Source organism: Dactylosporangium sp. NPDC000244 (genome assembly GCF_040300725.1).
In the GTDB taxonomy this organism is placed as follows: domain Bacteria; phylum Actinomycetota; class Actinomycetes; order Mycobacteriales; family Micromonosporaceae; genus Dactylosporangium.
The window spans coordinates 126,801-151,936 of record NZ_JBEPEH010000017.1 but is presented as its reverse complement, the minus strand read 5'-3'; the positions used below and the strand labels follow the sequence as shown (position 1 = coordinate 151,936).

Annotated in this window: 22 protein-coding genes; 4 read left to right on the top strand and 18 right to left on the bottom strand. The window is 73.4% G+C overall.

Annotation, left to right across the window (positions count from 1 at the left end; genetic code table 11):
- Positions 1–18: 18 nt before the first annotated feature.
- The 3 genes from ABT369_RS24975 to ABT369_RS24965 all read right to left on the bottom strand — a co-directional run bounded on the left by ABT369_RS24975 (position 19) and on the right by ABT369_RS24965 (position 3,425).
- A complete protein-coding gene (locus ABT369_RS24975) occupies positions 19–771 on the bottom strand; it encodes a sugar isomerase domain-containing protein (protein ID WP_350615469.1) in 753 nt (250 codons plus the stop codon).
- Between the two features lie 38 nt (positions 772–809).
- Complete coding sequence (locus ABT369_RS24970; RefSeq protein WP_350615339.1) at positions 810–1,805, bottom strand: MurR/RpiR family transcriptional regulator; 996 nt, start codon at positions 1,803–1,805, stop codon at positions 810–812.
- A 351-nt stretch (positions 1,806–2,156) separates the two neighbouring features.
- Complete coding sequence (locus tag ABT369_RS24965; RefSeq protein ID WP_350615338.1) at positions 2,157–3,425, bottom strand: aspartate aminotransferase family protein; 1,269 nt, start codon at positions 3,423–3,425, stop codon at positions 2,157–2,159.
- 53 nt (positions 3,426–3,478) lie between these two features.
- On the opposite strand from ABT369_RS24965, the gene ABT369_RS24960 reads away from it, so the two are divergent.
- A complete protein-coding gene (locus ABT369_RS24960; protein ID WP_350615337.1) occupies positions 3,479–4,498 on the top strand; it encodes a coiled-coil domain-containing protein in 1,020 nt (339 codons plus the stop codon).
- Between the two features lie 16 nt (positions 4,499–4,514).
- Here ABT369_RS24960 and ABT369_RS24955 read toward each other — a convergent pair whose 3' ends face one another.
- The 4 genes from ABT369_RS24955 to ABT369_RS24940 all read right to left on the bottom strand — a co-directional run bounded on the left by ABT369_RS24955 (position 4,515) and on the right by ABT369_RS24940 (position 11,452).
- Positions 4,515–6,029, bottom strand: coding sequence for a PucR family transcriptional regulator (locus ABT369_RS24955; RefSeq protein WP_350615335.1), 1,515 nt, complete (start codon positions 6,027–6,029; stop codon positions 4,515–4,517).
- A gap of 74 nt (positions 6,030–6,103) precedes the next feature.
- Positions 6,104–7,312: a hypothetical protein gene (locus ABT369_RS24950; RefSeq protein WP_350615334.1), complete on the bottom strand. Its 1,209-nt coding sequence runs from the start codon at positions 7,310–7,312 to the stop codon at positions 6,104–6,106.
- A gap of 1 nt (position 7,313) precedes the next feature.
- On the bottom strand, positions 7,314–8,402 hold the full coding sequence (locus ABT369_RS24945; RefSeq protein WP_350615333.1) for a HesA/MoeB/ThiF family protein: 1,089 nt from the start codon (positions 8,400–8,402) through the stop codon (positions 7,314–7,316).
- A gap of 281 nt (positions 8,403–8,683) precedes the next feature.
- Positions 8,684–11,452: an ATP-binding protein gene (locus tag ABT369_RS24940; RefSeq protein WP_350615332.1), complete on the bottom strand. Its 2,769-nt coding sequence runs from the start codon at positions 11,450–11,452 to the stop codon at positions 8,684–8,686.
- 35 nt (positions 11,453–11,487) lie between these two features.
- On the opposite strand from ABT369_RS24940, the gene ABT369_RS24935 reads away from it, so the two are divergent.
- Entirely contained in the window at positions 11,488–12,357 is an 870-nt protein-coding gene (locus tag ABT369_RS24935; RefSeq protein WP_502891820.1) for a TrmH family RNA methyltransferase, read from the top strand.
- A 94-nt stretch (positions 12,358–12,451) separates the two neighbouring features.
- Here ABT369_RS24935 and ABT369_RS24930 read toward each other — a convergent pair whose 3' ends face one another.
- The 4 genes from ABT369_RS24930 to ABT369_RS24915 form a co-directional block, all read right to left on the bottom strand.
- On the bottom strand, positions 12,452–13,693 hold the full coding sequence (locus ABT369_RS24930; protein WP_350615329.1) for an MFS transporter: 1,242 nt from the start codon (positions 13,691–13,693) through the stop codon (positions 12,452–12,454).
- A 53-nt stretch (positions 13,694–13,746) separates the two neighbouring features.
- Positions 13,747–14,358, bottom strand: coding sequence for a TetR/AcrR family transcriptional regulator (locus tag ABT369_RS24925; protein ID WP_350615328.1), 612 nt, complete (start codon positions 14,356–14,358; stop codon positions 13,747–13,749).
- Positions 14,359–14,538: 180 nt separating this feature from the next.
- Positions 14,539–15,660, bottom strand: coding sequence for an SPFH domain-containing protein (locus tag ABT369_RS24920; protein WP_350615327.1), 1,122 nt, complete (start codon positions 15,658–15,660; stop codon positions 14,539–14,541).
- Positions 15,661–15,665: 5 nt separating this feature from the next.
- Positions 15,666–16,100: an NfeD family protein gene (locus tag ABT369_RS24915; protein ID WP_350615325.1), complete on the bottom strand. Its 435-nt coding sequence runs from the start codon at positions 16,098–16,100 to the stop codon at positions 15,666–15,668.
- Between the two features lie 120 nt (positions 16,101–16,220).
- Between ABT369_RS24915 and ABT369_RS24910 the strand changes: the two genes are divergently transcribed.
- Positions 16,221–17,531 carry a serine hydrolase domain-containing protein gene (locus tag ABT369_RS24910; protein WP_350615468.1) on the top strand — a complete coding sequence of 437 codons (1,311 nt, stop codon included), beginning with the start codon at positions 16,221–16,223 and terminating at the stop codon, positions 17,529–17,531.
- A 35-nt stretch (positions 17,532–17,566) separates the two neighbouring features.
- Here the strand turns inward: ABT369_RS24910 and ABT369_RS24905 are convergent, their stop codons facing one another.
- Positions 17,567–18,373 carry a DUF3097 domain-containing protein gene (locus ABT369_RS24905; RefSeq protein ID WP_350615324.1) on the bottom strand — a complete coding sequence of 269 codons (807 nt, stop codon included), beginning with the start codon at positions 18,371–18,373 and terminating at the stop codon, positions 17,567–17,569.
- 75 nt (positions 18,374–18,448) lie between these two features.
- On the opposite strand from ABT369_RS24905, the gene ABT369_RS24900 reads away from it, so the two are divergent.
- The gene (locus ABT369_RS24900) at positions 18,449–19,231 is read left to right on the top strand and encodes an Rv1486c family protein (protein WP_350615322.1); all 783 of its coding nucleotides are present in this window, start codon (positions 18,449–18,451) and stop codon (positions 19,229–19,231) included.
- A 13-nt stretch (positions 19,232–19,244) separates the two neighbouring features.
- On the opposite strand, the gene ABT369_RS24895 is transcribed toward ABT369_RS24900, so the two are convergent.
- The 6 genes from ABT369_RS24895 to ABT369_RS24870 form a co-directional block, all read right to left on the bottom strand.
- Positions 19,245–20,033, bottom strand: coding sequence for an HAD-IIA family hydrolase (locus tag ABT369_RS24895; protein ID WP_350615321.1), 789 nt, complete (start codon positions 20,031–20,033; stop codon positions 19,245–19,247).
- 23 nt (positions 20,034–20,056) lie between these two features.
- Positions 20,057–21,061 carry a ferrochelatase gene (locus tag ABT369_RS24890; RefSeq protein ID WP_350615320.1) on the bottom strand — a complete coding sequence of 335 codons (1,005 nt, stop codon included), beginning with the start codon at positions 21,059–21,061 and terminating at the stop codon, positions 20,057–20,059.
- Between the two features lie 314 nt (positions 21,062–21,375).
- The gene (gene fabI / locus ABT369_RS24885; protein ID WP_350615319.1) at positions 21,376–22,149 is read right to left on the bottom strand and encodes an enoyl-ACP reductase FabI; all 774 of its coding nucleotides are present in this window, start codon (positions 22,147–22,149) and stop codon (positions 21,376–21,378) included.
- 26 nt (positions 22,150–22,175) lie between these two features.
- Positions 22,176–22,880: a 3-oxoacyl-[acyl-carrier-protein] reductase gene (gene fabG, locus ABT369_RS24880; RefSeq protein ID WP_350615318.1), complete on the bottom strand. Its 705-nt coding sequence runs from the start codon at positions 22,878–22,880 to the stop codon at positions 22,176–22,178.
- Between the two features lie 390 nt (positions 22,881–23,270).
- Positions 23,271–24,221 carry a VWA domain-containing protein gene (locus ABT369_RS24875; protein ID WP_350615316.1) on the bottom strand — a complete coding sequence of 317 codons (951 nt, stop codon included), beginning with the start codon at positions 24,219–24,221 and terminating at the stop codon, positions 23,271–23,273.
- Positions 24,218–25,081, bottom strand: a complete 864-nt coding sequence (locus ABT369_RS24870; protein ID WP_350615467.1) for a DUF58 domain-containing protein — start codon at positions 25,079–25,081, stop codon at positions 24,218–24,220. The genes ABT369_RS24875 and ABT369_RS24870 overlap by 4 nt, the downstream gene beginning before the upstream one ends.
- Positions 25,082–25,136: the final 55 nt, after the last annotated feature.

The window sequence follows — 25,136 nt, the reverse complement described above, 5'->3', positions numbered from 1 at the left end:
GGGTCTCCTCGGTTCGGGTCAGGCGGTTCGCCGGACACGCCCGGCGTACCGCGACTCGAGGGTGTGGTTGTGCTCGTCCCCGCCGGGGACGTTTGCGGACAGGTAGACGGGAGCCACCTCGCCCGCGGCCTCGATGCGTCGCACGACCTCGGCGACCACCAGCTGCGCCAGCAGCGCGTTGGTGACCGAAGAGACCGGGCAGACCGCGCCGCCGCTATCCAGCGACAGCAGTGCGTCGCCGTACGGCGCGCCGTTGTCCAGCACGACGTCGGCAATGTCGGCGAGCCGCTGGCCCGAGGGGTGCCTGGGGGACACCCGGACGGTGTGCTCGACCGATGTGATGGCGATCAACTTGTGCCCGCGCTGCTTGATCAGCAGCGCCATTTCGACGATCCCCCCGTTGATCCCCGACTGTGAGGCCATCACGAACACGTCCTCGGGACGTGGCGCGGCGATCTCGTAGAGCCGGGCCGCGATCTTCGGATCGCGCTCCAGCTTCTCGTTCTCGAGGATCTTCGGGTCCTCCCCGCCGTAGACGACGAGGTCCCGCAGGAGGATCTTGTTCGTCGGCACGAGGCCTCCGGCGCGGCCGGCGAAATCCACCGCCACCGCCTCGGAGTGTCCCGTGCCGAACGCCTGAAGGAGGCCGCCGGCGCGCAGCGAGTCGGCGATGTGCTCCGCCGCCTTGCTGACGTTGTCGGCCTGGGTGGAGGCGATCCGGTCGATGACCGACTGGATCGCGGAGACGTAACCGTGAGCGGTGACGGCCATCCCGTCGCCCTTTCCCGCGCGAGCGTCCTGGAGGGTGGTCACGACGCTTCCTTTCCGGAGGCCGACCGGTGGCCGGCGACCGCCTGGGCCGTGACGGAGAACGCTGCGTGGGCGCGCTCGTGGGTGCGCTGGGCGACCGCGATGTACAGCAGGTCGAGCACCACGAGCTGCGGGTGCCGGGCCGAGAGGGCGTCCGGCCGGAAGGTGGTCGCCTGCGTCGCGGTGAGCAGGACGATGTCGGCGACCTCGGCCAGCGGCGAGCGCGGGAAGCTGGTCAGCGCGATCGTCGTCGCGCCCCGGCTGCTCGCCTCGGCGATCATCTCGATCGTCTCGCGGGTCTGCCCGCTGTGGGAGACGCCGAGGGCCACGTCGCCGCCCTTGAGCAGCGCCGCGCTGGCCAGGCCGTTGTGCACGTCGGTCCAGGCCCAGGCGGCGATGCCGATGCGGTGCAGGCAGAACTGCATCTCCCCGCCGACCAGCGCGCTGCCGCTCGCGCCGTAGATGTCGACCCGGTCGGCGCGGGCGATGGCGTCCGCGGCCCGCTCGACCTCGCCGAGGTCCAGCAGGGAGGCGGTGTCGTGCATCGCCTGGGTGTCGGCGGCCATGATCTGGCCGAGCACCCGCTCCAGCGGGTCGGTCGGCTGGATCTCGCGGCCGATGTCCATCGTCCAGCCGCCGGTGCGGGCGGCCCGGCCGGTCTCGCCGGCGATGGCCAGCCGCAGGTCGGCGTAGCCGACGAAGCCCAGCGCCCGGCAGAAGCGGGTCACGGTGGCGGGCGAGGTGCCGGAGCGCTCGGCGAGCTCGACGATGGTCGAGCGGGCCGCGGCGGCCGGGTCGGCGAGGATCAGCTCGGCCACGCGCTGCAGGGCCCCGGTGAGCTCGGGGAGCCCGGCGCGGACGCGGACCAGGACGCTCTCGCCGTTGCCGCCGGCGGCGAATCCGTCGACCGGGGCGGGCGAGGTCGGAGCGGATGCCGGCGGCGAGGCACTGACGGCGGTCGGCACCACCGTCGTGAGTTCCTCGCGAGACACCATCGCGCTCCCTTTCAGCAAGGTTCCTTAACTGTTAGTGGTAAAAGTTCTTACTGAGGCCCCCTTCTTGTCAAGGAGTTGGGCGAAGTTTTCAAACTGTTACCTGCGAAGTGGATCTTAATAGGACCTAAAAGGCCAGCTCAGGACACATCTCGATCTTGAGACGCGGGTGTCCGGCGCTCGCCCCAGCAGACCACCCGAGACCGCCCCAGTGGCAGCGTCCGGCCGGATTTACGCCCGATTTGTTACGTGGAGCGGCCGGCCCGAATCTGCCGGTTTTCACGGAAAAGGCCGAACCAGCCCGCTTGGGATGGTTCGGCCCGACCGAGAATTTTCATGGTGACCTGGGCGTTCTCAGACCGTAACGCTCCCGTGCTCGACGAGAGCCCTGGTCAGAATTTCCAAACCTTCCCGTGCGTCGGCCTCGGTGAGGTTCAGCGGCGGGCCCATCCGGATCACGGTGCCGTAGAGGCCGCCCTTGCCGACCAGCAGGCCGTCGCGCCGGCAGGACTCGAAGACCGCCGCGGTCGCCGCCGCGCTGGTCAGCTCGATGCCGATCATGAGCCCCTTGCCCCGCACCTCGGCCACGATCGGGCTCTCGACCGCGCGCAGGCCGTCGAGCAGGAGCGCTCCCACGCGCGCCGCGTTGGCCTGCAGATCGTGGTCGACGATGTAGTCGAGCACCGCGTTGCCGGCCGCCGTGGAGATCGGGTTGCCACCGAAGGTCGAGAACGAGATGCCCTGCACCGACTCGAGCACCTCCGCCCGCCCGACCACGCCGGCCAGGGCGAAGCCGTTGCCGATGCCCTTGGCGAACGTGAGCAGGTCGGGCGTGACGCCGTGGGCCTGGTAGCCCCAGAAGTGCTCGCCGGTGCGCCCCCAGCCGGTCTGCACCTCGTCCGAGATCAGCAGGATCCCGTGCTCGTCGAGGACCCGCTGCCAGACGGCCATGAGCTTGTCCGGCCCGTGCGTGAACCCGCCGACGCCCTGGATCGGCTCGGCGATGAGGCAGGCGACCGGGCCGGCGGTCGTGGTCGCGAGCACCTCGCGGAGGTCCTCCTCGGCCGCCTCGAGGTACCGCTCGTCGCTCATCCCCCGCAGCAGCCCCCGCAGGCGGTCGCCGGAGTGCAGGTAGCTCACGTTGTACGGGCTGTAGGCCGACGCCGACCAGGCCCGGTTGCCGGTCACCGCGATCGTCGCCGCCGTGCGGCCGTGGTAGCTGTTGCGCACGGCCAGGATGCTGTTGCTGCCGCGGGTGTTCGTCGCGACCTGCAGCGCCGCCTCGTTCGCCTCGGTGCCGGAGTTGGTGAAGAAGACCCGCGGGTCGGGGATGCCGGAGAGCCGGGCGATCTTCTCGGCCAGCTCGACCTGCTGGCGGATCAGGTACAGCGTGGAGGTGTGCACCAGGCCGGTGCGCAGCTGCCGCTCGACCGCCTCGCGCACCTCCGGCAGGTCGTAACCGAGCGAGTTGGTGAGGACTCCGCCGAAGAAGTCGAGATATGTTTTTCCATTACTGTCCGTGACGCGGGAGCCCTTGCCGGTGACGAGCTCGAGGGGTTCGTCGTAGTACACGGGCATCCAGCCGGGCATGACCCGCCGGTGCCGGGTGAGGAGGTCGTCCATGGGGTCCATTCTCGCGCTGGCGTTTTCAGGTCGCTTCGATATGCTGTGCCGCGATGTCGACGGCACCGAGACGGCTCCTCACGCTCCTGGTCACCGCGCTGGTTCTGGTGACCACGTTCAGTAGCGCCGCACTGGCGGAACCGACACCCGGCGCGGACGAGGACGGCGGCCAGAACCTCACCGTGCGTCAGGCCCTGGACAAGGCCACGGCCGAGTACAACGACGCCAAGGGCCGGCTGGACAAGTCCACGGCCGACCAGGCCGCGATCGGCGAGCAGATGGCCAAGAGCCAGGCGCGCCTCGGCGAGCTGCAGGCGGCCGCGGGGACGATCGCCAACGCGGCGTACCGCGGCAACCGGGTTAGCATCACGAACGTCGTCCTCGGGGCCGACAACCCCGAGGACATGCTGCACAACATGGTCACCGTCGAATACATGCTGCAGCAGGAGAACAAGCAGCTGCACGAGATCGCCGAGACCCAGCGCCAGCTCGAGCAGCAGCGCAAGGACGTCGACGCGGCCGTGGCCAACCAGCAGGCGCAGCTGAAGATCATGGAGGCCAACAAGAAGGCCGCCGAGGACGCGCTGCGCAAGGCCGGCGGCGGGGCCGACGTCAGCTCGGGCGCCCCGACGGGCGGCAAGGTCACCACGAACGCGGTGGCGCGCAACTCCGACGGGTCCTACCCGAAGGAGGGCTGCACCGGCGACGATCCCACCACCTCCGGGTGCCAGTCGCCGCGCACGACGAACATGTACAACGAGGCCCGCAAGGCCGGGTTCACGCACTACACGTCGTGCTACCGCAGCGGCGGGGGCGGCGACCACCCGCTCGGCAAGGCGTGCGACTTCTCGGCCAATGCATCGACGTTCGTGAACGCGCGGGCGACCGGGGCGGACAAGACGTACGGCGACAACCTCGCGGCCTGGGCGCTGGCGAACGCGAAGAACCTCGGCATCAAGTACGTGATCTGGTACAAGCGGATCTGGCAGCCGAGCAGCGGCTGGAAGTCCTACGGCGGCGACGGCACCCCGGCCGGCGACCACTACAACCACGTGCACATCTCGATGCAGTAGTCACTCGGCGCGGTGGTCAGCTGCGCAGCGCCTCCAGGGCCAGCAGGGCCACGTGCAGGGACAGGCACGCCTGCACCGAGTCGAGGTCGGCGCCGGAGACCTTGCTGATGCGCGCGAGCCGCTCGTAGAACGCGGGCCTCGACAGGTGGCTGTGCTCGGCCGCGGCGGACTTGTTGCGGCCGCACTCGAGGTACACCCGCAGCACCTCCAGCAGCTGCTCACGCGGGTTGCGGGCGTCGTAGGCCAGCAGCGGGCCGAGCTCGCGCTCCACGAAGGTCTGCAGCCGCGGCTCGTCGCGCAGCATGTGCAGCAGGCCGGCCAGCCCGACGTCGGCCAGGCGCACAACCCCGGGTGCCGGATGTCGTACGGCATCAGCCACCTGCACCGCCTCGACGAGCGACCGGCGTGCTTCCCGGGCCGTGGACACGATCTCGCCCGCCGCCACGATCGCGCCGGCGTCCAATTTGTGGACTTTTTCCGCGAATATGCGGATAACTTCCTCGGTCGCGTGCGCGATCAGCACGCCCGTCGAGTTCGCGTCGAGTGCGCCGACGAGGCCTTTCACCGCCATTTCCGACAAAAGCCGCTCGGCTGAGACCCGTGGCCGCACGACCACACCGACCAACATGCGGCGCTCCAGGGGCACGCCCAGCGCCCGCGCCCGCAGCATCACCTCCTCGACCGGCATCGAGTGGTTGAGCAGCGCCTGGAGCAGGGTGCGCTGCGGCCCCTCGGGGTCGGGGTCGATCAGGCGCCCGAGCGCGAGGGCCGAGGCGGCGCGTTCGATGAGGACGACGTACCGCGCCTGCGCCGACGCGACCCGCATGAGCAGCCGGCCCCAGTCCTGCCCGCGGGCGCCCACGGCGGTCACCAGCCAGCCCGAACCCGGGTCGAAGCCGGTGCGCCCGGCCGGGCGGATGGCCCGCGAGTGCGCCTCCCAGCTGGCCAGCAGCAGCTGCGCCGAGCCGCCGGCCGCGTCGTAGGCGAGCACCTGCCGCGAGAGGTTCTCGAGCACCACGGGCGCCCCGGACAGGGCCGCGGCCTGCGCGACGACCTCGGCCGGCCCGGCGCCCTCGACGGAGAGGTCGGTGAAGCGCTGGTGGATCTCCTCCGCCGCGCGCAGCTCGGCCAGCTGGGCGTCGATGATCATCGAGTGCACGGCCTCGGTGATGGCCACGAACGGCGTCCCGCGGTGCAGCTCGACGAGCGGCAGGCCGAGCGCGTCGGCCGTGCGCACCAGGACCGCCGGCAGCCGCCGCGCGTACCGGCGGCCGAGCTCCACGGCGAGCCCGCACGCGCCGACCTCGGCCAGATCGGTGATGTACCGCCGCAGCCCCGCCTCGTCCGCCGGCAGCCCGATCCCGGTGGTGAGCACCAGCTCCCCGCCGCGCAGCAGCGTCGCGATGTCGGGCACCTCGGAGCTGTGCACCCAGCGGACGGCCTGGTCGAGCCCGCGCTCGCCCGCCACGACGCGCGGGGCGCCGTTGCGCACCGGCTCCAGCTCGAGCACCTCGCGGACGGTCGGAAACATCAGCGCGGATGCTACAGCGGCGCACGGGCCGCGCAAGGTCACTCGGGCCGCCGCGCCGGGCCCGCGGGGCGCGGTCAGAGCGGCAGCTCGGCGGCGCGGCGAGCCTGGCGCCGCATCGTCGCCGTGCGCAGCACGCGCAGGCCGCTGCGGGCCGCGCCCAGCAGCGCCAGCAGGGACGGCACGACGGCGATGGCCAGCGCCGCCAGGCCGGCCCAGGCCGCCGCCGTGCCCAGCCCGCCGGCGCGGATCGGGGCCAGGCAGAGCCGGATGAGGTACAGCGTGCCCGGCACGGCGAAGGTGGCGAGGTACCCGAGCGCCAGCGCGATCCCGGGCACGTACAGCCACAGGTACCGCCGCGCCCACGCGATCTCGCCCGCGCCCGTGCCGGCCAGGTGCTCCTCGTCGGCCGGGGTGGCGCGGCGCAGGTACCGCCGCAGCAGCGCGCCCTTCGTGGCCCACAGCGTCTTGCAGCCGGTCGCGTTGACCAGCAGCGCGTAGACGTCGGTGCGCATGAAGACCAGCAGCTGGGCGACCATCGCGGTGACCTGCAGCAGCACCAGCGCCCGCAGCAGCCGCACGACCATCGGGCCGAGCGCGCCGGCCAGGGACGCCTGCGCCAGCAGCGCGGCGGCGAGCACGACCAGGTCCCAGGCCACGCCGGCCAGCAGCGGGCCGTAGCGCGCCCGCCGCGGCAGGCTCCACAGGCGGGTCAGGTCGGCCTGGAAGGTGACGAAGTACAGCCGCCGGGTCACGGCCAGGCGGCTGCGCAGCCCGTGCCGGGCGGCGGCGAGCACGTGGGCGGCCTCGTGCAGGGCGGCCGCCCCGACGCCCAGCGCGCTGACGGCGACGATGTTGAGCAGCTGGGTGTGGAACGGGAACCCGTCGCGGTACGACGGGCGCAGCGACGGCACCGCGACGAGCAGCACCGGCGCGGCGAGGGCGGCCAGGGCGTAGACGGCCCAGGCCAGCGGATGGAAGAGCGCCGCGCCGGCCCACCGGCGAAGGCGGGGGCCCGGATCGGCGCCGTCGTCGCCGGCCGATGCGGTGAAGAGGCCCTCATCGGCCAGGGTGGTCAGGAAGCCGGGCACGTCGACCGGCTCGCCGGCCGCCTCGGCGGCCCGCCGCTCGCACTCGGCGACGTCCACGCCCTCCTGGAGCCACTCGATGATCCGCGCGCCGAGCGGCGGCACCTCGACGTACTCGGCCGTGTGCGGGCTGCCCACCACGTAGCCGTCCCCGTCGGCGACCAGCGTCAGGGCCCTGATCTGGGTCAGCGACGGCATCTCAGGCCGCCGCCGCGGGGCCGCACAGGGCGCAGGCCGGGTGCCGTGGCCACGGCTCCCGGGTCGTGCGCATCCCGTCGGCCAGCTCGAAGGTGTGGTACGTCGCCGCCGCCACCGGCGGGTCGGTGCGGGTCAGGTACCGCCCGGTCTCCAGCGCCATGAACCCGGCGAGCACCTGCGCGACCGGCCCGGTGGCCCGGTTGACGAACTCCGCCGACAGCACGACCGACTGCTCGGGCTCCCCCGCCGCCCCCTCGTCGGCGCGGTTGAGCTCCAGGCACAACCGGCACGGGCTGACCCCGGGCTCCACCGACCAGTAGAACAGGGTCGAGTACTGCAGGCCACCGGTCACGAACGGCACGCCCAGCGCGAAGCAGGCCTCGTTGACCAGCAGCTGGATGTCGTTCGGGGAGTCGATGCAGCTCACCACGACGGACGCGCCCGCGCCCAGCCGGCGGATCGTGCCGGCGTCGGCCACCCGCTCGTGGACGGCCTCGACGGCCGTGGTGCCCGGGGAGTAGCGCGCCGCCCAGTCCCGCGCCGCGTCCACCTTGGCCCGCCCGATGTCGCCGTGGGCGTAGGCGAACTGCCGGGCCAGGTTCTTCTCCTCGACCATGTCGAAGTCGACCAGCCGGACCCGCCCGGCCCCGAGGCCGACCAGGGACTGCAGGACTCCGCTGCCCACCCCGCCGGCGCCGAGCAGCAGCACGTCGGCGTCGCGCATGGCCCGGTGGAAGGCCGCGCCGGGGCGCTGCAGGCCGGCGAAGAGGTCGTAGAAGCGCAGGTTGCTCTCGTAGCGGCGCCGGGTGTCCGGGTCGAGCCCGGCGTCGGAGTCGGCGCGCAGCAGGACGCCCACCTCGTCGAGGGCGGTGACGGCGGCCGCCATGTCCGCCTCGGTGACCGTGAAGCCACGCTCGCCCATGGCGGCCGGCAGCCCGGCGACGGGGTGCGCGCCCCGGGCGAGGACCTCCAGCAGCGCCGCGACGCTGCCGTCGGGGTCGGCGAGGTACGTCAGCTCGAGGGAGCGCCCGACCAGGATCACCTCGGCGGGCCGCCGGACGACGGAAATGGGTTTGAGTCTGGGCAGCATCGGCCCTCCTCTCGGGGGGGGGTTTGCACTTCGGGCGGGAAGGGGCCGGCCGGCCCTGGCCACGAGGCAGGACCGGCCGGAGGTGCACTACAGCGCGCCGATCTTCGTCTCCGGGTCCGGGTGGATCCGGGTGGCCTCGATGCGCTCAACCTTCTTGACCGTGATCTTCATGGGATCTCCTTCGGGTCGTGAACGACGGGGAGTTGCCCGTCCGACCACCAGGCTGGACCGGGCCGCGTGCAGGCGGCGTGCAGTCCGCGTGCAACCGGCCTGCGGCCCTGCTAGGAGCGCCGGTCGAGGGCTTCCAGGTGGGCGCGGACCGCGGCCCGGTCCATCCGCCGGCCCCGCGCGAGCGCCGCGGCGTAGGCGTCCGGGTCCAGCCGGGACGCGACCGCCTCGACGTGGCCGGGGGCGTTGAGCGGGTCCATGCGCTCCGGCGCGTAGCCGACCCGCCCGCCGAGCGCGTCGACCGCGCCGAGCAGCACGGCGCCGTCGGCGGGCCGGCCGGTGTGCGCGAGCGCGCCCGCCAGCAGGTGCGCGGTGGCCAGCCAGCCGGTCACGTCGTCCTGCTCGTCGAGGTCGGCCACCGCGCGGCCGGCCAGGCGCAGCGCCTCCTCGTGCGCGCCGCCGCCCAGCGCCAGCTCGGCCCGCATCCACCGGGCGGAGGAGGCGGACCAGGCGAAGCCGCTGCGGGTGCCGGCCTCGATCGCCTCGTCGAGCGCGGCGGCGGCGCCCCGCAGGTCCCCGCCGGCCCAGGCGACGTGGCCGATGCTGATGAGGGCCTCGGCCAGCAGCCAGTCCTCGCCGCACGCCGCCGCCAGGGCGTGCGCCTCCTCGCCCGCCCGGCGGCCCTCCTCGATCCGGCCCGACAGGCCCAGCAGCAGGGTGTGGTAGACCGCCGCGCGGGCCAGCGTGGCGGGGGCGCCACCCGCCCGGGCCAGCTCCAGCGCGGCCCGGATCGCGGTGCCGCTGGCCGGGAGGTCGCCGCCGAGGTACCGCAGGCAGGCGACGCCGGTGAGCGCCCGCGCCCTGGCGTCCTCGGGCGCGTCCGGGGCGGCGGCGAGCGCGGCCTCCAGCCAGCGCAGGCCCTCGACGATGTGGCCGCCGCGGTACCAGAACCAGCTCAGGTCGCCGGCCAGCCGCAGCGCGGCGCCGGCGCCGGCCGGGTCCGCCAGCCCGTGGGCGAGAGCGGCGCGCGCGTCGTCCTGCTTGGCCTCGACGGCGCGGAACCACCGCCGCGCGTCCGGCCCGCGCAGCGCCCGGTCGGCCTGCGCGGCGAGCTCGCAGGACCACGCGAGGTGGCGGCGGCGCAGGTCGGCGTGGCCGTCGGGGGTGAGGCGGCGCTCGGCGTACTGCCGCAGGGTCCGCAGCATGCGGTAGCGCCGGGGCCCGGCGACCGGCAGCACCGTGACGAGCGACTTGGTGATCAGCCCGGTCAGCGGCGCGAGCACGCCGTCGCCCTCGCCCGCGACCCGCTCGGCGGCGTCGAGGTCGAACGGGCCCGCGAAGACGCTCAGCCGCGCGAAGAGCTCCCGCTGCGGGCCGTCCAGCAGCCGGTAGGTGGCGTCGACGGCGCCGTCGAGGCTGCGGTGCCGCTCGTCGACGTCGCGCCGCGGGCTGACCAGCGCCCGCGGGTCGTCGAGCCGGTCCAGGATCTGCGCGGGTGAGAGCGCGACCAGCTGGGCCGCGGCCAGCTCGACGGCCAGCGGCAGCCCGTCGAGGCGCTCGCAGAGGGCCGCGACGACCGCCCGCTCGGCCTCGCCGCAGGTCCAGCCGGGCGCGACGGCCGCGGCCCGGTCCAGGAACAGCTCCACCGCGGCCGTGCCGGCGGGCAGCGGCGGCACCGCGTACTGCCGCTCCCCCGCGATGCTCAGCGGCGAGCGGGAGGTGAGCAGGACGCGCAGGCCCGGCGCCTGCGCCAGCAGCCGGCGCACGACGCCGGCCAGCGCGGCAAGGAGCTGCTCGCCGTTGTCCAGCAGCAGCACGACCGGCCGGTCGCCGACGGCCTCGGCGATCCCGGCCACGCCGGTCGGCACCGCCAGCCCGAACGCCTGCGTCAGGGCCGGCTCGAGCAGCGTGCCGTCCTCGACGCCGGCGAGCTCGGCGAGGCGCACGTCGACGGCCAGGCCCCGGCACAGCTCCATGGCGAGCCGGGTCTTGCCGGCGCCGCCGGGGCCGGTGACGGTGACCAGCCGGTGCTCGTCGAGCAGCGCCCGGACCTCGGCGAGCTCCCGCTCCCGCCCGACGAAGCGGTCGAGGACGGGCGGGATCGCGTTGACCGGCCCGGGGGCCGAGACGGGGACGGGCGCGGGGGCCAGCCCGGCGTCCTGGCGCAGCATCGCCCCGGCCAGCGCCTGCAGCTCCTCGCCCGGGTCGAGGCCGAACTGCTCGGCCAGCAGGGCGCGCAGCTCGTGGTAGGCGGCCAGTGCCTCGGCCGGGCGCCCGGCGCGGTACAGCCCCAGCATGAGCTGCGCCCGGCTGAGCTCCCGCAGCGGCTCCGCGGCCACGACCTCGGCCGAGCGGGCCACCGCCTCGGCCGTGCGCCCGAGCGCGAGCAGGCACTCGACGCGCAGGTCCTCGGCGACCCGCCGCAGCTCGGTGAGGCGCGCGATCTCGGCCTGCGCGAACAGCTCGCCCGCCACGTCCAGCAGCGCCGGGCCGCGCCACAGCCGCAGGGCCGCCTCGGCGGCGGCCAGCGCGCCGTCCGGGTCGCCGCCGGCCAGCGCGGCCCGGGCGTCGGTGAGGCCGGCCTCGAAGCGGCGGGCGTCGACCTGACCGGCGGCGGCCGCCACGCGGTACCCGCCCGCGTGGTGGCCCAGCGCGTCGCGGCCCAGCGCCCGCCGCAGCCGCGACATGTAGCTCTGCAGCGCGTTCACCGCGCTCGGGGGCGGGTCGTCGCCCCAGACGTCCGCGATGAGCCGGTCGGCGGCGACGTACCGGCCGGGGTGCAGCAGCAGCGCGATGAGCACGGCCCGCGGCTTGGCCCCGCCGAGCGGCACCGCCGCACCCGCGACGACGACCTCCAGCGGCCCCAGGATCCGGAACTCCACACTCCTCCTCAACGACGGCTCGGCCCCAGCCGAGGATGGCACACGTGCGCACCGGCCTCGCCCGGCGGCGAGCGGTCCGCCCGGCGCAAGGCAGAATCGGGCGGGTGCACGCCGCCGAGACCATCACCGACCCCGACGACACGCGGATCGCCGACTACCGGGCGCTCACCGACCTGGAACTGCGCACCCGCTGGGAGCCGCCCAACGGGCTGTTCATCGCCGAGGGAGAGCTCGTCCTGCGCCGCGCGCTGCGGGCCGGCTACCGCATCCGCTCCGTCCTCATCGACGCCAAGCGCGTCGCGCAGCTCGACGACGTGCCCCTCGGCGACGTGCCCGTGTACGCCGGCGACCAGGCGACGCTCGAGGCCATCACCGGCTTCCACGTCCACCGCGGCGTCCTCGCCTCGTTCCACCGCAGGCCCGACCTCACGGCGGCCGAGGTCCTCGCGTCCGCCCGGCGCGTGGCGATCCTCGAGGACGTCAACAACCACACCAACGTAGGCGCGATCTTCCGCGGGGCGGCGGCCCTGGGCCTGGACGCGGTGCTGCTCTCGCCGACCTGCGCGGATCCGCTGTACCGCCGCAGCGTGCGCGTGAGCATGGGCGAGGTGTTCGCGGTGCCGTACGCCCGCCTGGAACCGTGGCCGTCGGCGCTGGCCACCGTGCGCGCCGCCGGGTTCACGGTGCTGGCGATGACCCCGGCCCCCGACGCCATCGCGATGCGCGACCTGACCCCGGCGCAGCGCGAACGCCCGGCCCTGCTGCTGGGCGCGGAGGGCCCGGGCCTGACGGCGGCCGCGATGGCGGCGAGCGACGTGCGCGTGGTCATCCCGATGCACAACGGCGTCGACTCCCTCAACGTGGCCGCGGCCGCGGCGGTCGCGTTCTACGAGCTCTGCCGCTGAGGAAGATCATGGCTCGGGTCCGCGTCAGTCACTGACCGTCGCTCCCGCCAGACATCCCGGCCTCCGCGGTGCCAAGGGCAGGACCGGCCGGCGTTCACGGTTCGCGATCGGTGGACCGGGCCATGGCGGCGAGCCCACCGACGGCCAGCAGCGCGAGCACCGCGGGGACGAGGAACACGCGCGGGAGCCCGGCCGCCTCGGCGCCGATGCCACCGGCGGCGCCGCCCAGGGCGGAGGCCAGCGCGGTGGAGCTCATGAAGATCGCGGACGCGGTGGCGACGGCGGTGGGCAGCAGGCGCTGGGCGACGATGATGCCGAGGGTGGCGAAGACGCCCCAGACGCCGCCCATGAGGATCTGCCCCGCGAAGAGCCCGGCCGGGGTGGCGGTGAACGCGAAGCACAGGTTGGCCGCGACGCCGAACCCGGCGCCGAGGGTCATCAGCCGCATCATGCCGGTCCGGCGGGCCACGATCACGGCGACGGGCATCAGGAGGATCTCGGCCAGCGGCTGGATGCCGATGATCGCGCCGCTGAGGCCGGCCGCGAAGTGCAGCTGCCCGTTCATGTAGATCGGCAGGTAGGCGTACTTGATCGGCTCGCCGGCGTACACCAGCACGTAGAGGCCGGTGAACGCCAGCAGCGGCAGCATCGCCCGCAGGCCCGGGCGGCCGGCGTCCGGCGCGCCGCCGGGCCCGGCCGGGGCGGCGGGGGCCGTCCGGAGCGTTCCGAGCGGGACGATCTGGGCGAGCGTGCACACGGCGGTGGCGACCAGCATGGTGCGCAGCGACGTCTGGGCGGCCAGGAACGACCCGGCGACCGGGCCGACCACCCAGCCGCCGGTCAGGGCCATCCGCACGACGGCGACCACCCCGTCGTTGTTCGGCCCGGGGTGCGCCCGCAGCTCGTCGTGGACGGCCGCGAAGAGCTGCGACGTCGCGGCCCCGCCGAACCCGCCGATCACCGCGCTGATCACGTAGGGCATCCACAGCTCGGTCGACCAGGCGATGCCCGCCCAGCCCGCGAACCCGGCGACGGCGCACACCCGGAACAGCCCGAGCCGCCGCCCGGTGCGGTCCGAGCGGCGGCCGATCAGGAATCCGGCCACCGGCGCGGCCAGGTTCGTCAGGTAGAACAGCCCGGCCGCGGTGAGGGACGCGTGCAGGTCGTCGACCAGGAACGACGCGATCTGCGGGGCGGCGGCGGAGAACCCGAGCGCGGACAGGAACACCGCGATCGCGGCCCCGCGCAGCAATGGCGAGGCGAGGGTCAGCCGCAGCGCCGACGCGGGCGCCACGGGCTCGCCGAGCGCCGGCTCGACCTGCTCGGGAAGGGTCATCCGCGGGGCCTCCACGTCATGGCCGCAGATTCTTCCAATGGAAGAATCTTCGGTCAAGCGGGAGGTTCGCCCGGCGGCAGGAGCCGTTCGAGCAGGGCGAGCGCCCGGCGCACGTCCACGGCCTCCGGGTCGAGCAGCCACTGCAGCTGCAGCCCGTCGGAGGCGGCGATGACCAGCGACGCCGCGTCGGCGGGATCGATGTCCGCGGCGATCGCGCCGGCACGCTGGCCAGCGCGGACGCGCTCGGCGAGATGCTCGCGCACCGCCCGGAAGCGGTCCCGCACGAACTCCTGCGTCAGCGGATGCTGCGCGCCCTGCAGCGCGTCGGTGCTCAGCGTGGCGTAGAGCTCCACCAGGCCCGGGATCGCGCGGTTGCGCCGCGCGCTGCGCTCCATCACCGCGACCGCCGAGATGTCCTCCGGCGGCGGGTCCGCGTGCTCGAGGCGCTCGTGCGCGCGGTACACCTCGACCAGCAGCTCGTCGCGGGACGAGAAGTAGTACCGCAGCGCCGCGTGGGAGACCCCGATCGCCGCCCCGATCGCCCGCAGGGAGGCGCCCACCCCGCGCTCCGCGAACAGCTCGATGGCCCGGGACAGGATCTCCGCCCGCCGGTGCTCGGCCTTGCGGTACGACCGCTCACGCCCCGCGGCGCCGTCCTTCTCCACCCGCGCATCGTACGAAGCGGCAGGGGTGCGCCGACAACGGCGAGGGCCGCCCGGGGCGAACCGGGCGGCCCTCGAAACACGTGCGGTCAGACGTTGTCTCGCTGCCCCGTGGGCAGGGAGCCGCGCGACAACGGCGAGGGCCGCCCGGGGCGAACCGGGCGGCCCTCGAAACACGTGCGGTCAGACGTTGTCGCGCTGCTCCGTGGGCAGGGAGCCGAACGCCGAGGCCGCCGCGCCCGGGGAGCCCGGCAGCTCGCGCGTCGGCTGGTCGCCCGACACCTGGGCCGCGGCCGCCGCGGCCTCGGCGTTGGCCGCCGCGGCGGCCTCCTCCGCGGCGCGCCGGGCCTCCAGGACCTCCTCGGACTCGGCCTCCTCGACCGAGGACTGGTCGACGTGGCGCGAGCGCTCCTCGTTGGACATGGTGGCCATCCCGCCCAGGGCGCCCCCGATGCCCTCGAGGGCCTTGGTGAGCTCGACCGGGAGGATCCACAGCTTGTTCGACTGGCCGGCGGCGATCTGCGGCAGCGACTGCAGGTACTGGTACGCCATGACCTTCGAGTCCGGGTTCGCCAGGTGGATGGAGTCCACGACGGTCCGGATGGCCTTCGCCTGGCCCTCGGCGGTCAGGATGCGGGACTGCCGCTCACCCTCGGCCCGCAGGACTGCCGCCTGCTTCTCACCCTCGGCGGTCAGGATCTGCGACTGCTTGAGACCCTCGGCGTGCAGGATCGCGGCACGGCGGTCGCGCTCGGCGCGCATCTGCTTCTCCATGGAGTCGCGGATGCTCGGCGGGGGCTCGATCGCCTTGATCTCGACGCGGGTGACCTTGATGCCCCAGCGGCCCGTCGTCTCGTCCAGCACGCCGGAGAGGTGACGGTTGATCTCGTCGCGGCTCGTGAGCGCCTTCTCCAGGTCGAGCGAGCCGATGACGTTGCGCAGGGTGGTGACGGTCAGCTGCTCGATGGCCTGCAGGTAGGAGAAGATCTCGTAGGTCGCGCGGACGGAGTCGACGACCTTGAAGTACAGCACCGTGTCGATCGAGACGACCAGGTTGTCGGACGTGATCACCGGCTGGGGCGGGAAGTTGACGACCGCCTCCCGCTTGTCGACCTTGTTGCGCACGGAGTCGATGAAGGGCACCAGGATGTTCAGGCCGGGCGTGAGGGTCCGGCTGTACTTCCCGAGCCGCTCCACCACGTACTCGACCTGCTGCGGCACCACCTTCACCGACTTGACGACGGTGATGATGCCGATGAGGGCGGCGACGATGACGACCACCGCCAGGAACACGCTTGGATCCACTGGGCTCAGTCCTTCCACACCATTGCGGTGGCACCCTTGATCTCGATCACCCGGACCCGTTCTCCCGCGGCGAAGGTCTGCGTGGCGTCGTAGGGCCGGGCCCGCCACAACTCCCCGTCGATCTTGATCATGCCGCTGTCGGTGTCCACATCCTCCATCACAAGCGCCATCGAACCCTCGATGGCCTCGACACCCATCTGGGTGTCGCGTTCGTCGCGTTGCATGTAGCGGCGCAGCGTGGGGCGCACCGCCACGAAGGACAGCGCGCTCACGACGGCGAAGACGACGGCCTGGATCGGCTCGTTGGCCCCCAGGGCGGCGGCCCCGGCGGCGGCGAACGCGCCGATCGCGAACATCAGCAGCACGAACGTGGTCGTGAAGATCTCCGCCGCGACGAGCGCGGCGCCGACGATCAGCCAGACGATCAGCCAGACATCCACCCCTCGATCGTGTCACGACGATGCACGTCGTGCCGCATCCGGCGGCCGCCCGTTGCGGGAACCTTGCGAAAGTCCCGCCACCCTTGCGCGATGTGGACAGTTGGGCTGATCGTGACCCCCGTGCCCCTCCTGCCCGAGACCACCGCCCGCATCGACGAACTCATCGCCCGCGCCCACGCCGGCGCGCGGGTGCCGACGCTGGTCGCGGGCGTGGTCCGCGACGGGGCGCTGGCCCACACCGCGCACGCCGGCCCCTACCGGCCCGGGACGCAGTTCCGGATCGGCTCGATCACCAAGACCATGACGGCCGCGCTCGTCCTGGCCCTGCGCGACGAGGGGCGGCTGGCCCTCGACGACCTGCTGTACCGCCACCTGCCCGGCACCCCGGTGGGCGCGGTGACACTGCGCCAGCTGCTCGGGCACGCCGGCGGGGTGCAGCGCGAGCCCGACGGCGACTGGTGGGAGCGCCACGGCGGCACCGACGTGGAGACGTTCCTGTCCACGCTGACCGCGGACAAGGTGGCGTACCCCCCGCTGCACGGCTTCCACTACTCCAACCTCGCCTACGGGCTGCTGGGCGCGGTGGTGAGCCGGCTGGGCGGCGAGGAGTGGGCGGAGATGCTCGGCAAGCGGCTGCTGCGCCCGCTCGGGCTGGAGCGCACCACGTACGCCGCGGCCGAGCCGTACGCCCGCGGGTACGTCATGCATCCCTGGCTCGACCAGATGCGCGAGGAGCCGCACCCGGACGCCGGCGCGATGGCCCCGGCCGGGCAGCTGTGGTCGACCGTCGAGGACCTCGCCCGCTGGGCCGCGTTCGTGGCCGACCCGGACCCGGCGGTGCTGGCCCCGGCGACCATGACGGAGATGTGCGCGCCGTTCGTGCTCAGCGACCTCGAGTCGTGGCGCGCCGGGCACGGGCTCGGCATCCAGCTGTGGCGGCGCGGCGAGCGGGTCTTCGTGGGCCACAGCGGCTCGATGCCCGGCTACGTGGCCGTGTTCGCGGCCCATCGGCCCTCGCGGACCGCGGTGGTGGCCTTCGCCAACGCGTACACCATGCATCACCCCGGCGGGCTGAGCGCCTTCGGCCTCGACCTGCTCGAGACGGTCCTGGACCGCGAGCCGGTCCGGTCCGCGCCGTGGGCCCCGGGGCCGCCCCCGCCGGCCGGGATCGCGCCGCTGACGGGGCGCTGGTGGTGGATGGGGCGCGAGTACGAGGCCGGCTGGTCCGGCGACGCGCTCGTGGTGACCCCGCTGACCACCGGCGACACGCCGTGGCGCTTCGAGCCCGACGGGCCGGCGCCGGACCGCTGGCGGGGTCGTTCGGGCGAGAACGACGGCGAGGTCCTGCAGGTGCGCCGCTCGCCGTCGGGTGAGGTGGTCGCGCTGGACATCGCCACCTTCGTGTTCACCCGCGAGCCCTGGCCGGTCTAGCGGTCCGCTTCAGAGGTCTGCCTCAGAGGTCTGCTTCAGAGGTCTTCGTCGGGTTCCGTCACGAAGTCGATCAGCCGCTCCATCGAGTTGATCAGCGGCGTCTCCACGTCCCGGAAGCTCGACACCGAGGCGAGGATGCGCCGCCACAGCTCGGCCGGCTCGGCGACCCCGAGGGCCGCGCAGACGCCCTCCTTCCACGGCTGCCCCGGCGGCACGACCGGCCACGCCCGGATGCCGACGGCCGAGGGCTTCACGGCCTGCCAGACGTCGATGTACGGGTGGCCGGTCACGAGCACGTACGGCGACTGCACCGAGGCGACCATCCGGCTCTCCTTCGAGCCTGGTACCAGGTGGTCCACCAGCACCCCGAGCCGCGCCACGGGCCCGGGCCCGAACGCCCGGACGGCGGCGGCGAGCTCGTCGATGCCGTCCAGCGGCTCCACGACCACGCCCTCGACGCGCAGGTCATCGCCCCAGATGCGCTCGACCAGGGCGGCGTCGTGGATGCCCTCGACCCAGATCCGGCCGCGGCGGGCCACCCGGGCGGTGTGCCCGGCCACCGCGATCGAGCCCGAGGCGGTGCGCTGCCGCTGCGGCCGGGCGCGCTGCGGCGCGGGCCGCACCAGGGTCACCGCGCGCCCCTCGAGGAGGAACGCGGCCGGATCGAGCGGGAAGTTGCGCCGGTTGCCGTGCCGGTCCTCCAGCACGACCGCGCCGAACTCGAAGCCGACCACGGCCCCGCAGAACCCCGAGTCGGCGTCCTCCACGACCAGCTCGAGCTCGGCCTCCACCACGGGAACCGCCCGCCGGCGGCGCCAGTCGTTGTTCGCCAGGACATCCATGGCCGGGAAGCGTATCGGCTGACGGCCTGTTCGCCTGCGAGACATACCGGCACGTCAGCACGTACCCTTGCTCCCATGTCCCCCGCAGCACGCGCGGCGACCCTCCAGGCGCGCCGCTCGGCGCGTTTCGTGGCATGGGTCCGGGCGTGGCGCGCCGGCCTGGTGCCGTGCGACGACGCCGCCGCCGAGATCTCCGGCGACGAGGAGCACATGGTCTCCGACGTCCCCGGCACCTGGACCGACGTGTCGCTCGCCGACGCCCTGCCGTCGCTGGCGAAGCTGCACCCGGACGAGGTGCGCCTGGTGCTGCCCGCGCCCGGCGACCCGCGCGGCCTGCCCGGCCCCGGCCCGTTCACGGGCGCGGCGCTGCTGGCCGGCGAGGGGGTGCTCGCGGGCCCGCTGGGCTTCGTGCCGGAGGTCCGCCTGCACACCTCGGGCTCGGGCGACGAGTTCGAGACCGTGCGCTGGCAGGTGTTCGCCCTGCCGCAGGAGCGCCCGCCGGCCCACGAGCCGACCGCGGCCGAGGCCGAGGCCGAGCTCTCCGCGGAGCTGGTCACGGCGACCCGGACCCTGGCCAAGCTCGACATCGCCCAGTGGCGCCCCGAGCTGGCGGGCGCGATCGAGGCCATCCGCAAGCCGGACGGCGCGACGGACCTCCCGCCCGGCTACGACCCGCGGGCGCGGCGCCTCTACGCGCGCGCCAGCACCCTCGACCGCGTGCTGGCGCTGGCCGAGCACGCGGCCCCGGGCGGTGCCGTCAACGGCTACGAGGTCCAGCAGCGCGACGCCGCCCTGCGGCCCCTGACCACGGCCTGCCGCCGGGCCCTGGTGGCCGCCTGCAACGCCCCGCTGCTGTAGCCGCTGCTGTCGCTCAGACCTCGTCGATCAGGTGCGCCACCGACGGGATGATGCGCGAGGGGCGGTAGGGGTAGCGCTCCACGTCCGCCGTCGTGCTGATGCCGCTGAGCACCAGGATGGTCTCCAGGCCGGCCTCCAGCCCGCACAGGACGTCGGTGTCCATGCGGTCGCCTATCATGGCGGTGGTCTCGGAGTGGGCGTCGATGCTGTTCAGGGCCGAGCGCATCATCATCGGGTTGGGCTTGCCGATGAAGTACGGCTCGATCCCCGTGGCCTTCGAGATCAGCGCGGCGACCGCCCCGCAGGCCGGCAGCGCGCCCTCGTTGGACGGCCCGGTGGCGTCGGGGTTGGTGCAGATGAACCGGGCGCCGTTGTTGATCAGGCGGATCGCGGTGGTGATCGCCTCGAAGGAGTACGTCCGGGTCTCACCCAGCACCACGTAGTCGGGCTCGGTGTCGGTGAGGATGTACCCGACCTCGTGCATCGCCGTGGTGAGCCCCGCCTCGCCGATGACGTAGGCGGTGCCTCCCGGGCGCTGCGTGTCGAGGAACTCGGCGGTCGCCAGCGCGGAGGTCCAGATCGCTGACTCCGGCACGTCGAACCCTATGCGGCGCAGCCGGGCCTGCAGGTCACGCGCGGTGTAGATCGAGTTGTTGGTCAGGATCAGGAACGGCTTGCCGGACGAGCGCAGCCGGTTGACGAACTCCGGTGCGCCCGGCACGGGCTCGCCCTCGTGCACGAGGACCCCGTCCATGTCGGTGAGCCAGGACTCGATGGGCTTGCGTTCTCTCACGCGCAACATACTCCCTCAGCAACGTTTCGAGCCTATGCGCGTTTCGGTGACGCGCAGCAGTCAGCCGGGCAGAAATCCCAGGTGGGGACGGTTCCGAGCGCGTGACGCACATTACTGTGAGCAATAACGCGCTCGTCGACGAGCTCGCGGACCATGTCGGCGAAGCGCGGGTCGGCGCCGGGCGTCCCGGCCCGCGCGTAGGCGAGCCCGAGCCGCGCCGCGGTCGCCGCGGCCTCCTCGTCGAGGTCCCAGATCACCTCGAGATGATCGGAGACGAACCCGACCGGGCTGACGACGACCTCGGCGACCCCGGCCCCGGCGAGCGCCTCGAGGTGGTCGTTGACGTCCGGCTCCAGCCACGGCACCTGCGGCGGCCCGGAGCGGCTCTGCCAGACCAGGTCCCACTCGACCCCCGGCGCGGCCCGCTCGGCGACGAGGGCGGCGGCCTCGCGCAGCTGGGCCTCGTACCGCCCGGCGCCCCCGGGCCCGCTGGCCGCGTTCATGGCGGCCGGGATGGAGTGCGCGGTGAACACCAGCCGCGCGGGCGTCCGCCCGGGCAGGGTGGCCAGGGCCGCCCGCACCGCGTCGGCGTGCGGCTCGATGAAGCCGGGATGGTCGTGGTAGTGCCGGATCTTGTCGATGACCGGCGCGCCCGGCACCTCGGCCCGGGCCCGGTCGATGTCGTCGAGGTACTGGCGGCAGGAGGAGTACGACCCGTAGGCGCTCGTCACGAAGGCGATCGCGTGCCGCACGCCGTCGTCGCGCATCTGCCGCACCGTGTCGGCGAGCATCGGGTGCCAGTTGCGGTTGCCCCAGTAGATCGGCAGGTCCAGCCTCGGCCGGAGCGCGTCGAGCAGCTCGCGGCACTGGGCGTTGATCGGCGAGACCCCGCCGAAGTGCCGGTAGTGCCCGGCGACGGCCTCCAGGCGCTCGCGCGGGATGCCCCGGCCGCGGGTCACGTTCTCCAGGAACGGCAGGACGTCGTCCTGCCCCTCCGGACCGCCGAACGAGAGCAGGAGGAACGCGTCGTAAGCCACGCGCACCATTGTGCTCCTGAGCGATTCACCCCTCGCCCGCCACCTCACCCCGGCGGGCGCTCAAGCTCGCCCGTGTCCCGATCCCGGGGCGGTGCTGCGGCTGCTGGGCGTAGTGCCGGATGACCGCCGCCAGCAACACCCGATCCACCCGGAGCCGGGTCAGCGGCAGGCAGAGCGCCGCCCGGCGCAGGATTCTGCTCTTGACACCGCGGACCTGGCTGGGCGGCCCTCTCCGGCCGAAGGCCTTCAGGGCCGCCCATTGTCTGGCGGGAGCAACGGTCAGCGACTGACGCGGACCCGAGCAGAAAATCCCCTCAGGAGGTGCCGCCGATGGCGTGGTAGCCGCCGTCGACGTGCACGATCTCGCCCGTCGTGGCCGGGAACCAGTCCGACATCAGCGCGCAGCAGGCCTTGCCCGCGGCCTCCTGGTCGTAGAGGTCCCAGCCCAGCGGCGCGGACTTCGCCCAGGTGTCCTCGAACACGGCGAAGCCCGGGATCGACTTCGCCGCCATCGTGCGCAGCGGGCCCGCCGCCACCAGGTTCACGCGGATGCCGCGCGGGCCGAGCTCGCGGGCCAGGTAGCGCGACGTCGACTCGAGGCCGGCCTTGGCCACGCCCATCCAGTCGTACACGGGGTAGGCCCGCGTCGCGTCGAAGTCCAGGCCCACGATCGAGCCGCCGGTGCCCATGAGCGGCAGGCAGGCGACGGCGAGCGACTTGAACGAGAACGTCGACACGTGCACCGCCGTGGCCACGTCCTCCCACGGGGCGGTCAGGAAGTCGCCGCCGAGGCAGGACGGCGGGGCGAAGGCGATGGAGTGCAGCACGCCGTCGAGGCCGTCCACGTGCTCGCGCACCTTGTCGGCCAGGCCGTCGAGGTGCTCCTTGTTGGTCACGTCGAGCTCGATCACCGGCGCCTCCTGCGGCAGCCGCTTGGCGATGCGCTCCACCAGCGACAGCCGGCCGAAGCCGGTGAGCACGACCTTGGCGCCCTGCTCCTGGGCGAGTTTCGCGGCGGCGAAGGCGATCGACTGGTCGGTGATGATCCCGGTGATCAGCAGCCGTTTGCCCTCGAGAAGTCCACCCATGATTGCGCAATCTCCCTAGAAAGTAGTCAGTGGCCCATGCCCAGGCCGCCGTCCACGGGGATGACGGCGCCGGTGATGTAGGCCGCGGCGTCGCTCGCCAGGAAGGTCACCACGTCGGCGACCTCCTCGGGCTTCGCCATGCGGCCCAGCGGGATGTTCTTCCTGTACTCGGCCTGCGTCGCCTCCGGCAGGACCGCCGTCATGTCCGTCTCGATGAACCCGGGCGCGACCACGTTGGCGGTGATGTTGCGGCTGCCGAGCTCGCGGGTGATCGATCGGGCCATGCCCACCAGGCCGGCCTTGCTGGCGGCGTAGTTCACCTGGCCCGGGCTGCCGTAGAGGCCCACGACCGAGGAGATGAAGATGATCCGGCCCCAGCGGGCGCGCAGCATCTTGCTCGCGGCGCGCTTGGCGCAGCGGAACGAGCCGGTCAGGTTGGTGTCCACGACGCCGGTGAACTGCTCCTCGCTCATGCGCAGCAGCAGCGTGTCCTGCGTGACGCCGGCGTTGGCGATGAGCACCTCGACCGGGCCGAGCGCGTTCTCCACCTCGGTGAAGGCGGCGTCCACGGCGGCACTGTCGGTGATGTCACACTGCACGCCGAAGAGACCCTCCGGAGCCCCGGAACCACGGTGCGTCACCGCCACGCGGTCACCCTGCTTGGCGAACGCCTGCGCGATCGCCAGTCCGATGCCCCGGTTCCCGCCGGTGACCAGTACGGTCCTCGCCACGGTGCCGCCTTTCAAAGCTCGTGGAAATCTGTAGGGAGCGTAGGTGCTACCGCATGGTAGGTACCAATGCGCCGGGCGGCTGATGCCGGGATTGGCGACAGGGCGTAGCATTGGGCCCGTCCGGCACCCGGCCGTATTGACGGCTGGGTTCCTTTCGCTGACCGTCCGGCACGGCAGCTGCTCCCAGGAGGTGATCGCTGTGCGAAGTAGCGATCCCTCCAGTCGTGGCCGGTAGCAGCAGATCACCCGCCACGGCTTCCGTGTGTCTGTTCTCTCCTTCTGTCTGAGACAACACCCGTTGGAGCATCTCGTGAGCCGTTTCGTCGCGCCCGTTGGCTTCTTCCTGGCCGCCGCCTGGGTGGCCGCGCTCTTCTACCTGGTCGGCGCCCACTAGGGCAGACGCGAGCCCCACAGCAGGCTCAGTCCGCCCGCGCACAGCGCCAGCAGGAACCCGAACCCGAGGTACCACTGGGTGATCTCCCGCGGCTTCGTGCGGAAGCCGATGGAGCTGCCCATGTCCGAGTAGACGCGCTTGAGCTCGTCCTTGCTGGCGGCCTCGTAGAAGTACCCCTTGGTGACCTCCGCCACCTTCTGCAGCGAGGGGCGGTCGACCGGCACCCGCTGCGGCGTGTTGCCGATGCGTACCACGCCCTCGTCGGTGCCGAAGGCGATCGTCGACACCGGCACGTTGGCCGCCGACGCCGCCGCGGACGCGTCCTCCAGCGAGCGGCCCGCGGTGCGGAAGCCGTCGGAGAGCAGCACGATCCGGGCCGGCGGCGGGCCGGCCGCGCCGTCCGCGGGCACCGTGCGGATCGCGTCGAGGCTCGTGAAGACCGCCTCGCCGGTCGCCGTGGACTCCTGCAGGGTCAGGCCGTCGATGGCCTGCATCACCGAGCTGCGCTCCTTCGTCGGCGAGACCAGCACGCTCGCGGTCTTGGCGAAGGAGACCAGCCCGACGTTGAAGCTCGGCGGGAGCTGCTTGACGAAGTCGATCGCCGCCGACTTGGCCGCGTCGATGCGCGTCGGGGCCACGTCGGTCGCCTGCATCGACAGCGACACGTCGATGGCGAGCATGATCGTGGCCCGCTCCAGCGGCTCCTTGGTGTCGACCGACGGGCGGGTCAGGCCGAAGGCGAGGATCACCAGGCTGAGCAGGAACGCCGCGGCGCTGACGTGCCGGCGCGCGCCGATGCCCTTGGGCACCAGGCTGCTGAGCAGGTCGACGTTGGTGAAGCGCACCGCGAACGCGCGGCGGTGCAGCTGCCGCCAGATGTAGATGCCGATGACCCCCGCGACGGGGATCAGGGCGAGCAGCCACCACGGCGAGAGCAGACGGATCATCGGGTCGTACCTCGAGTTCGAGCGTGTCGCTGGGCCGCGACGAACCGGACGATGTCCAGGAGCCAGTCGGAGTCGGTGCGCAGCCGCAGATGGGACGCACCGGCGCCGCGCAGGGCCGAGGCTATCTCGGCCCGCTGGGCGGCGGCCGCGTGCGCGTAGCGGTGGCGCAGCTTCGGGTCGGCCGTCTGCACCTCGTGCGTCCGGCCCGTCTCCGGGTCCACGAGCGCGATGACGCCGACGTTGGGCAGCTCCAGCTCCCGCGGGTCGACGACCTCGACGGCGAGCAGGTCGTGGCGCACGCCGAGCTTGCGCAGCGGGCGCGCCCACTGCTCCGGCGGCGTCATGAAGTCGGAGATCACCACGGCCAGGCCGCGCCGGCGCGGGGGCCGGTTGAGCATGTCGATGAGCGCGCCGAGGTCCGCGCGGCCGGGCCGGCCCCGGGTGAGCGCGATCGTGCGCAGCAGCCCCTGGGCGTCCTTGCGGCCGGGGCGCGCGGGCAGGCGGGTCAGGTCGTCGGCGGTCCCCACGACGGCCCCGATGCGGTTGCCGCCCCGCACGGTCAGGTGCGCCACCGCGGCCGCCGCGGCCACCGCAAGGTCCCGCTTGAGGTACTGCGCGGTGCCGAAGTCGAGGCTGGCGCTCAGATCCACGGCGAGCCAGGTCTCCAGCTCGCGGTCGGCGACGGTCTGGCGGACGTGGGGCAGCGTGGTGCGCGCCGTGACCGGCCAGTCCATGCGGCGCACGTCGTCGCCCGGGCGGTACTCCCGCGACTCCCCCGCCTCCGTGCCCGGCCCGGGCAGCAGGCCGAGGTAGTCGCCCTGCAGCAGCCCGTCGAGCTTGCGCGTGACGAGCAGCTGCATGCGGTTGAGGACGACCTCCGCGCGGGCGTCGTCCAGGCCGGTGCCGCTCTGGATC

Bases quoted from the DNA above. Each gene is read 5' to 3' on its own strand.
- ABT369_RS24895 (WP_350615321.1), bottom strand. From the start codon at position 20,033: ATGTTGCGCGTGAGAGAACGCAAGCCCATCGAGTCCTGGCTCACCGAC.
- ABT369_RS24935 (WP_502891820.1), top strand. From the start codon at position 11,488: ATGGCACACGTGCGCACCGGCCTCGCCCGGCGGCGAGCGGTCCGCCCG.
- ABT369_RS24965 (WP_350615338.1), bottom strand. From the start codon at position 3,425: ATGGACGACCTCCTCACCCGGCACCGGCGGGTCATGCCCGGCTGGATG.
- ABT369_RS24955 (WP_350615335.1), bottom strand. From the start codon at position 6,029: ATGTTTCCGACCGTCCGCGAGGTGCTCGAGCTGGAGCCGGTGCGCAAC.
- ABT369_RS24950 (WP_350615334.1), bottom strand. From the start codon at position 7,312: ATGCCGTCGCTGACCCAGATCAGGGCCCTGACGCTGGTCGCCGACGGG.
- ABT369_RS24900 (WP_350615322.1), top strand. From the start codon at position 18,449: ATGTCCCCCGCAGCACGCGCGGCGACCCTCCAGGCGCGCCGCTCGGCG.
- ABT369_RS24960 (WP_350615337.1), top strand. From the start codon at position 3,479: ATGTCGACGGCACCGAGACGGCTCCTCACGCTCCTGGTCACCGCGCTG.
- ABT369_RS24875 (WP_350615316.1), bottom strand. From the start codon at position 24,221: ATGATCCGTCTGCTCTCGCCGTGGTGGCTGCTCGCCCTGATCCCCGTC.
- ABT369_RS24970 (WP_350615339.1), bottom strand. From the start codon at position 1,805: ATGGTGTCTCGCGAGGAACTCACGACGGTGGTGCCGACCGCCGTCAGT.
- ABT369_RS24945 (WP_350615333.1), bottom strand. From the start codon at position 8,402: ATGCTGCCCAGACTCAAACCCATTTCCGTCGTCCGGCGGCCCGCCGAG.
- ABT369_RS24870 (WP_350615467.1), bottom strand. From the start codon at position 25,081: ATGCAGCTGCTCGTCACGCGCAAGCTCGACGGGCTGCTGCAGGGCGAC.
- ABT369_RS24975 (WP_350615469.1), bottom strand. From the start codon at position 771: ATGGCCGTCACCGCTCACGGTTACGTCTCCGCGATCCAGTCGGTCATC.
- ABT369_RS24905 (WP_350615324.1), bottom strand. From the start codon at position 18,373: ATGGATGTCCTGGCGAACAACGACTGGCGCCGCCGGCGGGCGGTTCCC.
- ABT369_RS24930 (WP_350615329.1), bottom strand. From the start codon at position 13,693: ATGACCCTTCCCGAGCAGGTCGAGCCGGCGCTCGGCGAGCCCGTGGCG.
- fabI (WP_350615319.1), bottom strand. From the start codon at position 22,149: ATGGGTGGACTTCTCGAGGGCAAACGGCTGCTGATCACCGGGATCATC.